Origin of the sequence: Pantoea sp. EEL5, from assembly GCF_049892805.1 — a bacterium.
Taxonomy (GTDB): Bacteria; Pseudomonadota; Gammaproteobacteria; order Enterobacterales; family Enterobacteriaceae; genus Pantoea; species Pantoea ananatis.
This window is the reverse complement of the sequence record NZ_JBNDNJ010000001.1, coordinates 1,986,556-1,999,098: the sequence shown is the minus strand read 5'-3', so window position 1 is coordinate 1,999,098 and position 12,543 is coordinate 1,986,556. Positions and strand designations below refer to the sequence as shown.

11 protein-coding genes are annotated in these 12,543 nt (G+C 54.5%); 4 read left to right on the top strand and 7 right to left on the bottom strand.

Annotated features, from left to right (window positions below; all coding sequences use genetic code 11):
* Positions 1–12 precede the first annotated feature (12 nt).
* Positions 13–1,023: a galactose/methyl galactoside ABC transporter permease MglC gene (gene mglC / locus ACPXSQ_RS09455; RefSeq protein ID WP_013026418.1), complete on the top strand. Its 1,011-nt coding sequence runs from the start codon at positions 13–15 to the stop codon at positions 1,021–1,023.
* A 257-nt stretch (positions 1,024–1,280) separates the two neighbouring features.
* On the opposite strand, the gene sanA is transcribed toward mglC, so the two are convergent.
* The 6 genes from sanA to metG all read right to left on the bottom strand — a co-directional run bounded on the left by sanA (position 1,281) and on the right by metG (position 8,240).
* Complete coding sequence (sanA, locus tag ACPXSQ_RS09450) at positions 1,281–2,000, bottom strand: outer membrane permeability protein SanA (RefSeq protein WP_014594108.1); 720 nt, start codon at positions 1,998–2,000, stop codon at positions 1,281–1,283.
* Positions 2,001–2,133: 133 nt separating this feature from the next.
* Positions 2,134–3,831, bottom strand: coding sequence for an NAD-dependent malic enzyme (locus ACPXSQ_RS09445; RefSeq protein ID WP_014594107.1), 1,698 nt, complete (start codon positions 3,829–3,831; stop codon positions 2,134–2,136).
* 168 nt (positions 3,832–3,999) lie between these two features.
* Positions 4,000–4,890, bottom strand: coding sequence for a cytidine deaminase (gene cdd, locus ACPXSQ_RS09440; protein WP_041457725.1), 891 nt, complete (start codon positions 4,888–4,890; stop codon positions 4,000–4,002).
* Between the two features lie 119 nt (positions 4,891–5,009).
* On the bottom strand, positions 5,010–5,702 hold the full coding sequence (locus ACPXSQ_RS09435) for a CidB/LrgB family autolysis modulator (protein ID WP_014594105.1): 693 nt from the start codon (positions 5,700–5,702) through the stop codon (positions 5,010–5,012).
* The gene (locus ACPXSQ_RS09430; protein ID WP_013026413.1) at positions 5,695–6,087 is read right to left on the bottom strand and encodes a CidA/LrgA family protein; all 393 of its coding nucleotides are present in this window, start codon (positions 6,085–6,087) and stop codon (positions 5,695–5,697) included. Before ACPXSQ_RS09430 ends, ACPXSQ_RS09435 begins: the two co-directional genes overlap by 8 nt.
* Before the next feature lie 119 nt (positions 6,088–6,206).
* A complete protein-coding gene (metG, locus tag ACPXSQ_RS09425) occupies positions 6,207–8,240 on the bottom strand; it encodes a methionine--tRNA ligase (protein WP_013026412.1) in 2,034 nt (677 codons plus the stop codon).
* Positions 8,241–8,416: 176 nt separating this feature from the next.
* On the opposite strand from metG, the gene apbC reads away from it, so the two are divergent.
* Entirely contained in the window at positions 8,417–9,529 is a 1,113-nt protein-coding gene (gene apbC, locus ACPXSQ_RS09420) for an iron-sulfur cluster carrier protein ApbC (RefSeq protein WP_015699915.1), read from the top strand.
* Here the strand turns inward: apbC and ACPXSQ_RS09415 are convergent.
* Positions 9,526–9,993, bottom strand: a complete 468-nt coding sequence (locus tag ACPXSQ_RS09415; protein ID WP_014594101.1) for a GNAT family N-acetyltransferase — start codon at positions 9,991–9,993, stop codon at positions 9,526–9,528. The two genes, apbC and ACPXSQ_RS09415, sit on opposite strands and share 4 nt — an antisense overlap.
* Positions 9,994–10,315: 322 nt before the next feature.
* On the opposite strand from ACPXSQ_RS09415, the gene ahpC reads away from it, so the two are divergent.
* A complete protein-coding gene (ahpC, locus tag ACPXSQ_RS09410; RefSeq protein ID WP_013026408.1) occupies positions 10,316–10,879 on the top strand; it encodes an alkyl hydroperoxide reductase subunit C in 564 nt (187 codons plus the stop codon).
* A 71-nt stretch (positions 10,880–10,950) separates the two neighbouring features.
* Positions 10,951–12,519, top strand: a complete 1,569-nt coding sequence (gene ahpF / locus ACPXSQ_RS09405; RefSeq protein WP_014594100.1) for an alkyl hydroperoxide reductase subunit F — start codon at positions 10,951–10,953, stop codon at positions 12,517–12,519.
* Positions 12,520–12,543: the final 24 nt, after the last annotated feature.

Below are 12,543 nucleotides of genomic sequence, written 5' to 3'. Positions count from 1 at the left end.
AGGGCTGTTAACATGAAAGCGACTACAAAAAAGAATGCGCTAACCTGGCTGAAAGAGGGCGGCATTTATGTCGTACTGCTGGTACTACTGGCTGTTATTATTTTCCAGGATCCGACATTTTTAAGTTTAATGAACCTGAGTAACATTCTGACCCAGTCTTCGGTGCGTATTATTATCGCGCTGGGCGTGGCGGGGCTGATTGTGACCCAGGGTACTGACCTGTCTGCCGGGCGTCAGGTGGGGCTGGCCGCCATTGTGGCCGCCTCATTGCTGCAATCCATGGATAACGTCAACAAAGTGTTTCCGCATCTGGAAACCGTGCCGATTCCGGTCGTTATCCTGATTGTTTGTGTGATTGGTGCCGTTATTGGTCTGGTGAATGGTGTCATTATTGCCTATCTGAAAGTGACGCCTTTTATCACTACGTTGGGTACCATGATCATCGTTTATGGCATTAACTCACTGTATTACGACTTCGTTGGGGCCTCACCGATTGCGGGCTTCTATGATGGCTTCTCAACTTTCACACAAGGCTTCCTTCGTTTCGGTGATTTCAAACTGTCTTACATCACCTTCTATGCAGCGATTGCTGTCGTGTTTGTCTGGATTCTGTGGAACAAAACGCGCTTTGGTAAAAACATTTTTGCTATCGGGGGTAACCCGGAAGCGGCAAAAGTGTCAGGTGTGAACGTTAACCTGAACCTGATCCTGATTTATGCCTTGTCAGGCGTGTTTTATGCCTTCGGCGGTATGCTGGAAGCGGGTCGTATCGGCTCAGCCACGAATAACCTCGGTTTCATGTATGAACTGGATGCTATCGCAGCCTGCGTAGTCGGTGGCGTGTCCTTTGCCGGTGGTGTCGGTACGGTGGCCGGTGTGGTGACCGGGGTGCTGATCTTCACCGTCATCAACTACGGTTTGACCTATATCGGTATCAACCCTTACTGGCAGTACATCATCAAGGGCGGCATCATTATCTTCGCTGTGGCGCTCGACTCGTTGAAGTACTCGCGTAAAAAATAACAGCAGTGGCAATGATGCAAGCGGCCTCAGGGCCGCTTTTTTTGCGCCCTTTTACGCGGTGTTGTGGGGTTCGCTCATCGTCGGGGCGCTGTTTCTTTCATGGCACAGGCTCAACGTCACGGTGCGCAACCCTGAATTGGCTGGCGGACGTCGCCGCAGCCTTCCCGTTTCATTTCTGACAGCAGCATCAGGCGGGCGGGGGAGCCATAAGCCATTCCGGGCTCATCTGTTACTGAAACGCGGGTAAACGGGATGAATTACTGACGGCGTTTCTGTTCCAGTTCCAGTAGCTGTTCTGGCGTCACGGCAGGATAGCTCTGTGCATCTTCAGGAACTTCATGTACAGCCGGGATCGGCACCAGCGGGCCAAGGAAACGCGGTTCGCGCTTCAGTAAAAACAGATCGGCCAGCGCACCCAGCCGCGCACCGACTTCACGCATTCGTACGCTGAGCATATTTTTAGGAGACGGAACCGCATAGCACTGCGCCTGAATCCCCAGGTGCAGGGCAATAAACAGCGCCCGTTCGCAGTGAAAACGTTGGGTAATGATAATAAAGTCGTTGGTGTCGAATACCTTACGCGTACGGACGATAGAATCCAGCGTACGGAAGCCCGCATAGTCCAGCACAATATCAGCAGGATCGACGCCACCTTTGATGAGATCGCGCCGCATAGTCATGGGTTCGTTGTAGCTTTGCTGCGCATTGTCCCCGCTCAGCAGCAGGTAGTTCACCTTTCCACTGTTATAGGCGTTAAGCGCGCCCTGCATGCGGTACAGGTAATACTGGTTAATCACGCCGGTGCGATAATATTTGGCCGTGCCCAGTACCACCCCGACCTGACGGTGGGGAAGGGATGCAAGGTTGTCATAGATATAGGGTGCCGTTTTCCAGCTGATCCAGCGGTCCAGGCCGAGCGCCGTCGCCACCATCGTTAAGATGATGAAAAGCAGAGCAATGAAAACGCGTTTCAACATGCGCCTGAGCACTCGAGATCCGAAGTTTGGGTGGGACAAGGCTACTTGAGCGTCACCCGCTAAGCAAGTTTACCCCGTCTGGCTGGTGTAAATTTAAGCAGCGCTGGATCCGCAGGGATCCAGCGCCGAGTTTTTAGATAGAGGTACGGCGGTAGTGGCGGTATTGAGGCAGCCAGAAATTATTGGCGATAGACTGTGAGAGCACGTCTTCTGAAGTCACCACCGCGACGCCCGCGAGCTGGGCAGCTTTGCCCACTTCCATCGCGATAATCTTCGACACGCCCTGAATATCTTTAATTTCAGGCAGAACCGGGCCTTCACCATCGTTCACCAGCGGTGAACAATCCGCAAGAGCACGGCTGGCCGTCATCAGCATGGTATCGGTGACACGCGATGCGCCAGACGCAATCACGCCCAGGCCAATGCCAGGGAAGATGTAGGAGTTATTACACTGCGCGATCGGGTAGGTCTTACCGTTCCACGAAACCGGTGAGAACGGACTACCGGTAGCGACCAGGGCGGCACCATCGGTCCAGGCAATAATGTCTGCCGGCGTGGCCTCAACGCGAGACGTTGGGTTAGAAAGCGGCATCACGATTGGACGTTTGCAGTGCTTGTGCATCTCACGGATGATTTCTTCTGTGAACAGCCCAGGCTGACCTGACACACCGATTAAGATGTCTGGCTGTGCGTTACGCACCACGTCCAGCAGTGAGATCGCATCATTTGAGGTATCCCAGTCTTTCAGGTTGTCGCTTTTCTGCACCAGCTTGCTCTGGAAATCGAGCAGGTTAGGCAGTTTGTCGGTCAGCAAACCAAAGCGATCCACCATCATGACGCGACGACGGGCTTCGTCGTCGCTCAGACCTTCCGATTTCATCTGTGCGATGATCTGTTCGGCAATACCACAACCGGCTGAACCCGCGCCCAGGAAGACAACCTTCTGCTCGCACAGGCGGCTGCCTGCTGCACGGCTCGCGGCAATCAGGGTGCCAACGGTGACCGCAGCGGTACCCTGAATGTCATCATTGAAGCAGCACACTTCGTCACGATAGCGCTCCAGCAGTGGCATGGCGTTTTTCTGTGCAAAATCTTCGAACTGCAACAGCACTTTTGGCCAGCGGCGTTTCACGGCCTGAATAAACTCGTTTACAAACTCGTCATATTCTTCGCCCGTGATACGGGGATGGCGCCAGCCCATGTACAGCGGATCGTTGAGCAGCTGCTGGTTATTGGTGCCCACATCCAGCACCACCGGCAGGGTATAAGCCGGGCTGATGCCGCCACAGGCGGTGTACAGTGACAGCTTACCGATTGGAATGCCCATGCCACCGATGCCCTGATCGCCCAGGCCAAGGATGCGCTCACCGTCAGTGACCACAATCACTTTCACATTTTGTTTGGTGGCGTTTTGCAGCATGTCTTCGATGTGCGCACGGTTGGGATAGGAGATGAACACGCCACGCGCGCGGCGATAAATTTCTGAGAAGTGTTCGCAGGCGGCACCGACGGTTGGCGTGTAGATAATCGGCATCATCTCTTCGAGATGGTTGTCCAGCAAACGATAAAACAGCGTTTCGTTGGTATCCTGAATGTTGCGCAGGTAGACATGTTTATCGTTGTTGTTTTTGAAGTCCTGAAACTGACGCCATGCGCGTTTTGCCTGCTCTTCGATGGATTCTACCGCTTCTGGCAGTAAGCCATTGAGGTTAAATTCATTGCGCTCTTCGATGCTGAAGGCACTGCCTTTATTCAGCAGCGGAAATTCCAGCAATATAGGGCCAGCATAAGGAATATATAGCGGGCGTTTACTTTCGTATTCGAGTTCCATGCAGTCATGCTCCGGTTGCAAGTTTTCCTGGCGCAATAATCAAAGAGTAGGGTGACGCCAGTTTTATTGTGATGACGAAGACCTGGCGCCAGATCCTATGAAATTTCTGGCCGATGTACAGCTTTTGTAAATAAAAGATTTAGAAACTGTTTAAAACCGTGCCTCACCTTACGCTTTTGCCAGCGTAAGGTGCGTCAGGTTATCGCAACCCAGGGCGTGCAGGGTGGCCTGAGTTGCAGAGAACTGATCCAGGGCTGGCTGCGGCGTCTGGGCTAATGCGGCGGCCTGAATATCGTGGCAGGATTCCCCCGCCATATTCAGTAGAATCAGCGCGGCCTGCAAAGGGGGCAGGCTGGGATTGAAGGCGGCGTTTTCTGCATAGCGTCCGCTGAAAATCCGGCCGGAGGCGGTCTGTAACGCCACCCCGCTGAACGCCCGACTGTAAGGCGCATGGCTGCGATTAGCCGCCTTAACGGCGGCCTGAGACAGCGCATCTCCCGTTGCAACATAACCCTGGTCCACATCATCCATCAGGCGTTCGGTGATATTCAGATCGCCTGGGCCGAATGCGTCAGGCAGATAGTGCGCCAACGTATGCACCGCGCGCTGCGGCAGGCTAATGCGAATATCTGTGCCGCTGTTAAGTTCATTCATAAACTGGCGACAGTGACCGCAGGGGGTGTAATTGACAGTAATGGTCTCCAGACGGGATTCACCGCGCAGCCAGGCATGGGTGACGGCGCTCTGTTCAGCATGAACGGTTTGCTGCATGGTCGCGCCGACAAATTCCATATTGGCGCCGAAATACCAGTTGCCGCTGACGCCGCGCGCAATCGCGCCGACGTTAAAATGTGAAAGCGTGGCAACCGCGCAGGCAGCGGCAACCGGCAGCAGCGCCAGCGCCAGCGCATCGGCATCCAGTTGAGTTTGCTCTTGCAACAAGGTGACCTGATCGGCCTGCAGCATCGCGTCAAATCCCGGCTCGCTCAGCACCGGACGCAGCGCGGTTTGCAGAGTGGCTGGAAGTACTTCAAAGGCAGAGTGGAAACGTGGATGCATGGAAGCCTCATTCAATCATCAGGGCAATGTGCCAGACATCGGTTTATATGTGATCTCTGTCTCTCTGACAATGCAACATGTCTTACAGTTTTCAACTTTGCGAGATCTCTCCCAAAGTTTTAGCCAAACCAGTGCAGCAGCAGCGGGAAAATAAAGGGGGCGAGCAACGAGGTGATGATGCCGCAGATCACCAGCGCCAGCGAGCTGAAGGCACCTTCCTGAAAATCAAGTTCCGCTGCCCTGGCCGTTCCCAACGCATGCGAGGCATTGCCAATCGCCAGCCCGCGTGCGGCTTTGCTTTTCACTCCCAGCAGATTAAGCAACATATGACCAAACACGGCGCCCAGCACGCCCGCAATCAGGACACAAATTGCGCTGATGGCGGGAATGCCGTGCAGTGAGGCTGAAACCGCCATGGCGATCGGCGTGGTAACTGATTTCGGCAAAATCGTGGCGGCGATTTCTGGTGTGGCGCCCATCCACAGCGCGATGGCGGTGCCTGAAATCATCGCCGTCAGGCTGCCGATCACGCAGACGCCAATAATGGATTTCCAGCGGGCGCGAATTTGATGCATCTGCTCATACAGCGGCAGTGCCAGGGCCACGACGGCGGGCTGCAACAGTTGATTCAGTATCTCGCTGCCTGCGAAGTAGCGGGCATAAGGCATGTGCAGTAACAGCAGAAGGGGAATAATCACCGCCATGGAGACCAGAAGCGGGTTCAGCAAGGGAATTTTCAGCGTTGCCGCCAGCTTGCGCGCCAGCAAAAAAGCCCCGACAGTGAGGGGCAATGACCACCAGATATCACTCATCGTTGCCCCCTTTGATCACGGGGCGCGAATGCAGCTTATGCGCGCTTAACCCTACAATGGCCAGGACAGAGAAGGTACTGACAAGACAGGAGACCACAACAGGACCGAACTGCGCGGTAAGAATATCGGTGTAATTCATGACGCCAACGCTGATGGGCACAAACAGCAGCGCCATATAGCGAATAATCAGATGGCAACCCGGTTTGACCCAACGCACGGGCAGGATTTGCGATGCAAGCAGCGCAAACAGAATCAGCATGCCAATAATGCTGCCGGGCAGGGTGATGGGCAGCAGCAGGGCCACGCCGTTTCCGGCATATAAGCAAAGATAGATAATGATAAAAGCGCGCAGATAACGCCAACTCATCGTTAGCACGGTGTGCATGACAGGCTCCTGTTTTTAACGGGGTTTATCATACGCACTAACGGTCAGGCCCGCCAGCAATCAGCGGTGTGGCTGAAGCCGCCATCCTCGGCGGTAAACTGCAGAGGATGGCCAACGGACTATTTCACCGGCATGCCGGGCACCGCGCCGCTGTCTACGGACAGGACAAACAGATCTTTGCCGCCGGGACCGGCAGACAGCACCATGCCTTCTGACACGCCAAACCGCATTTTACGCGGCGCAAGGTTAGCCACGATAATGGTCATTTTGCCAACCAGTACCGCCGGATCGGGATAGGCCGCACGAATACCGGAGAAAATCTGGCGCTTCTCGCCGCCCAGATCCAGTTCAAGACGCAGCAGCTTGTCCGAGCCTTCGACGAATTCCGCTTTCTCAATCAGCGCCACGCGCATATCGACTTTGGCAAAATCATCAATGGTAATGGTATCGCCAATCGGCGCATCGGCCAGCGGGCCGGTCGCCGCGGGTTTATTGGCGTCTGCCGCATCCGCTTTTGACGCCTCAATCAGGCCGTCGACCTTCGCCATTTCGATTCGGCCATACAGGGCCTTGAACGGCGCAACCTGATGGTTCAGCAGCGGTTGCTGAATGGCATCCCAGTGCAGCTCAGTGTTCAGGAACGCTTCGGCGCGCGCGCTCAGCGAAGGCATGACCGGTTTCAGCCAGGTCATCAGCACCCGGAACAGGTTAATGCCCATCGAGCAAATGGCCTGCAGGTCTGCATCGCGGCCTTCCTGCTTCGCCACCACCCACGGCGCCTGCTCATCCACATAGCGGTTAGCCAGATCGGCCAACGCCATGATTTCACGAATGGCACGGCCAAATTCACGGCTGGCCCAGGCCTCACCAATCTTCTCAGATGCGTCCAGGAAGGTTTGATACAGCGCCGGATCGGCCAGCTCAGCTGACAGCTTGCCGTCAAAGCGTTTGGTGATAAAACCGGCATTACGTGAGGCCAGGTTGACGACTTTGTTAACAATGTCGGCGTTAACGCGCTGAACAAAATCTTCCAGATTCAGGTCGATGTCATCAATGCGTGAAGAGAGCTTGGCCGCATAGTAGTAGCGCAGGCTGTCGGCATCCAGGTGCTGTAACCAGGTGCTGGCTTTGATAAAGGTTCCACGCGACTTCGACATTTTTGCACCGTTGACGGTGACGTAGCCGTGCACGAACAGGTTAGTCGGCTTGCGGAAACCGCTGCCTTCCAGCATGGCCGGCCAGAACAGGCTGTGGAAGTAGACAATGTCTTTACCGATGAAGTGATACAGCTCCGTGGTGGAATCCTGCTGCCAGAATTCGTCAAAGTTAATATCGCCACGTTTGTCACACAGGTTCTTAAAGGATCCCATGTAGCCGATAGGCGCATCCAGCCAGACGTAGAAATATTTGCCCGGCGCGCCAGGGATTTCGAAGCCAAAATACGGCGCATCGCGCGAGATATCCCACTGTTGCAAACCGGATTCGAACCACTCCTGCATTTTGTTCGCGACCTGCTCCTGCAGTGCGCCAGAACGGGTCCAGGCACGCAACATCTCACTGAACGAGGGGAGATCGAAGAAGAAATGCTCGGAATCACGCAGCACGGGTGTTGCACCCGACACCACAGATTTCGGATCGATCAGTTCAGTCGGGCTGTAGGTCGCGCTGCACACTTCGCAGTTATCGCCGTACTGGTCAGGTGACTTACATTTTGGGCAGGTTCCCTTAACAAAACGGTCAGGCAGGAACATGCCTTTTTCCGGATCGTACAGCTGAGAGATGGTCCGGTTTTTAATGAAACCGTTCTCTTTCAGGCGGCCGTAAATCAGCCCGGCGAGCTCACGGTTCTCATCGCCATGCGTGGAATGGTAATTGTCATAGCTGATGTTGAAACCGGCGAAATCTGTTTCATGCTCCTGCTTCATTTCAGCAATCATCTGCTCCGGCGCAATACCCAACTGCTGGGCTTTCAGCATGATCGGCGTACCGTGAGCGTCATCGGCGCAGATGAAATAAACCTGATTGCCACGCATTCGCTGATAACGCACCCAAATGTCCGCCTGGATATGCTCGAGCATGTGGCCGAGATGAATTGAGCCGTTTGCGTAAGGCAGGGCGCAGGTTACCAGAATTTTTTTAGCGACTTGAGTCATAGTTTGCGTAGCTTTCAGTTAAGTAAAAAAACGGGCTTAGATGGTAACCGATGGGCACAGCCGCGTAAACATAAGGGATTTCCCGTGCGCGACAGCCCGCGAAACGATCGGCATCTGATAGTATTGTTAGTACATCGCTGAAACACAGCGCAGGCCTAGCAGAAAAAGGAGTGGGGATGACAGCGCAATCCCGGGAACCGCATACACCAGAAGCTTTACGCGCCGTTGTGGCCGGCGTACTGAACGGCTTTGAACATCCGACGCTTCAACGCAACCTCATTGCTCTCAAGGCGTTACACCACGTGGCCCTGCTGGACGGCACGCTGCACATTGAACTCCTGATGCCGTTCGCCTGGAACGGGGCGTTTGAAGAGGTGAAAGCTGAAACCAGTGCTGAGCTGCTGCGCCTCAGTGGCGCGCAGGCTATCGACTGGCGTCTCAGTCATGATATCGCCACACTGAAGCGGGTTAAAAATCATCCCGGCGTTAACGGCGTGAAGAACATTATTGCCGTCAGCTCTGGCAAAGGCGGCGTGGGTAAATCGAGCACGGCAGTTAATCTGGCCCTGGCGTTAATCGCAGAAGGGGCACGCGTAGGCATTCTGGACGCCGACATTTATGGCCCGTCCGTGCCCAACATGCTGGGGTGTGAAAAAGAGCGGCCAACGTCGCCAGACGGTAAGCATATGGCCCCTGTTATGTCGCACGGGCTGGCAACCAACTCCATCGGTTATCTGGTAACAGATGATAATGCGATGGTCTGGCGCGGCCCGATGGCCAGTAAAGCGCTCATGCAGCTGCTTACCGAAACCCAGTGGCCAGAGCTGGATTATCTGGTGCTGGATATGCCGCCGGGCACCGGCGACATTCAGCTTACGCTGGCGCAAAGCGTACCGGTCACCGGCGCGCTGGTGGTCACCACGCCGCAGGATATTGCGCTTATCGACGCGCGTAAGGGGATGGTAATGTTTGAGAAGGTGAACGTGCCGGTACTGGGCGTTGTGGAAAATATGAGTATCCATATTTGCAGCGAGTGCGGCCATCACGAGCCAATCTTTGGCACCGGCGGCGCGCAACGGCTGGTGGATGACTATGGTACCCGGCTGCTGGCGCAGCTACCGTTGCATATTCACCTGCGTGAAGACCTCGACGATGGCGAACCCACTGTGATCCGTCGTCCACACAGCGAGTTCGCGGCACTTTATCGCCAGCTTGCCGGCCGGGTGGCGGCTCAGCTCTACTGGCAGGGCGAGGTGATTCCGGGCGATATCGCGTTTCGCGCGCTTTAACGCCCGCTGGCCTCGCTGGTGTAGAGCGATGGCTGAGGATAGTGCATCAGCACATAATTCCCCTGTTCGCTCTCACCCTGCGAAATGATTTTCCAGCCGCGCTGCAAATAAAATGTTTGTGCGGCTTTGTTCATTTCCAGGCACTTTAGCGCGCCCGTCGAGGTGAAGCGCCCCTGAACCTCATTAAGCAGCGCGCTGCCCACGCCACGGCCCTGATAAGCCGGATCGACATACAGGCTGTGCAGAAAATTATCGTTTTCCATCAGCCCGGCAAACCCCACCCGATGACCGTCCAGTTCTGCAACCAGAACCGTCTCGCCGGGGATGATCTGATCGAAATCTTCAAGCTGCCAGTCCTCGTTTTCAATCCAGTCCCAGTTATGGCGGCGCGCCGCCAGATACAAGGTTCGCAAAAAAGGGCGGTCGGCCTCAGTAAACAGTCGAATATGCACATCGCGCTCCATTAATCCTTTTTAACAAACATGGCAGGGATTGCCAAAAAAGCAAAAGCAGAACAAATGTCATCTCTTTCACTGTACACTGCTGGGCGGTGCCTTTCGGGGAGACAGGAACGGGTGGTGAATTTCAGGCGCTGGATTTCACGCATAAGCAAGTAAAACGTGATTTCGCAGCGAGCGTTGCCGCCGTAAAGTCGGTTTTTTCCCTGAAAGATCAAGACGATCGGCGTTTGATAGCTTTCGTTTATTTTATTGATAACGAGGGCTTATTAGATGTTGGCCCGAAAAATTTGTAATCTGCATCACATATTCTAAAGGAGGCCATCACATGTCCATTATCAATACCAAAATTAAGCCGTTCAAAAACAGCGCATTCAAAAACGGCGAATTCATTGATGTAACCGAGAAAGACGTTGAAGGTAAATGGAGTGTTTTCTTCTTCTATCCTGCTGACTTCACTTTCGTTTGCCCAACCGAACTGGGCGACGTAGCGGATCACTACGAAGAGTTCCAGAAAATGGGCGTGGACATCTATTCCGTGTCTACCGATACCCACTTTACCCACAAAGCCTGGCACGGTTCTTCCGACACCATCGCGAAAATCAAATATGCGATGATTGGTGACCCAACTGGCGCGCTGACCCGCAACTTCGACATCATGCGCGAAGACGAAGGTCTGGCGGATCGTGGTACGTTCATCGTTGATCCACAGGGCGTGATCCAGGCAGTAGAAATCACTGCTGAAGGTATCGGCCGTGACGCGTCTGATCTGCTGCGCAAAGTGAAAGCGGCACAGTATGTGGCGTCTCACCCAGGTGAAGTGTGCCCGGCGAAATGGAAAGAAGGTGATGCCACTCTGGCACCGTCTCTGGACCTGGTTGGCAAAATCTAATTTCGCATCGATACGTCGATCATTTTCTCATCGGGTGCTGCGGCACCCGATTTTTTGACCAGGAACTCACTATGCTTGATACCAATTTAAAAACACAGCTCAAAGCCTATCTTGAGAAACTCACCAAGCCTGTGGAGTTGATTGCGACGCTGGATGATGGCGCGAAATCAACGGAGATTCGCAATTTGTTGGTCGATATCGCGAGCCTGTCTGACAAGGTCAGCTTTCGTGAAGAGAACGATCGTCAGGTGCGTAAGCCCTCGTTTTTAATCACTAATCCAGGCGCTGATCAGGGGCCGCGTTTTGCCGGTTCGCCGCTGGGTCATGAATTTACCTCACTGGTACTGGCACTGCTACAGACCGGTGGGCATCCCTCTAAAGAAGCGCAAAGCCTGCTCGACCAGATTGCGGCGCTGGATGGGGATTTCCATTTCGAAACCTATTATTCACTGTCGTGCCACAACTGTCCGGATGTGGTGCAGGCATTAAACCTGATGGCGGTGTTAAACCCACGTATCAGTCACACCGCCATTGACGGTGGCCTGTTCCAGAATGAAATTCAGGAACGCAATGTGATGGGCGTGCCCGCTGTCTATCTGAATGGCAAAGAATTCGGTCAGGGCCGCATGAGCCTGGCGGAGATTGTCAGCAAAGTCGACACCAATGCAGATAAGCGTGCCGCAGAAGAGCTGAACAAGCGTGAGGCTTACGAGGTTCTGATCGTGGGCAGCGGTCCGGCGGGTGCCGCCGCGGCTATCTACTCCGCACGTAAAGGGATTCGCACCGCGTTACTGGGCGAGCGCTTTGGTGGACAGGTGTTGGATACAGTCGATATTGAAAACTACATTTCCGTACAGAAAACGGAAGGGGCCAAACTGGCCGGTGCCCTGCGCGCTCACGTGGATGATTACAACGTTGACATCATTGACAGCCAGAGCGCGATTAAACTGATTCCCTCAGCGGTGAAAGGCGGCCTGCACGCTATTGAAACGGCCTCCGGCGCGGTGCTGAAATCGCGCAGTATCATTCTTGCCACCGGTGCGCGCTGGCGCAACATGGGCGTGCCTGGCGAAGAGCAATATCGCACCAAAGGCGTGACGTACTGCCCACACTGCGACGGCCCGCTGTTTAAAGGCAAACGCACGGCGGTCATTGGCGGCGGTAACTCCGGCGTAGAAGCCGCAATCGATCTGGCGGGCATTGTTGAACACGTGACGCTGCTGGAGTTCGCCAGTGAAATGCGTGCAGATAAAGTGCTGCAGGACAAACTGCGCAGCCTGAAAAACGTGGATGTGATTCTGAATGCACAAACCACGGAAGTGAAAGGCGATGGCAGTAAGGTGACGGGCCTGCAATATCTGGATCGCACTAACCAGACTACTCATGAGCTGGCGCTGTCGGGCATTTTCGTGCAGATCGGTCTGCTGCCTAACACCAACTGGCTGGAAGGCGCGGTTGAGCGCAACAAGATGGGCGAAATCATGATCGATGCGAAATGCGAAACCAGCCTGAAAGGCGTTTTCGCCGCAGGGGACTGCACCACCGTTCCTTATAAGCAGATCATCATCGCCAGCGGTGAAGGAGCAAAAGCCTCACTGAGCGCGTTTGATTACCTGATTCGCACCCAGCCTGCGCACTAAGTTTTACGCGTAAGACGAAAGCCC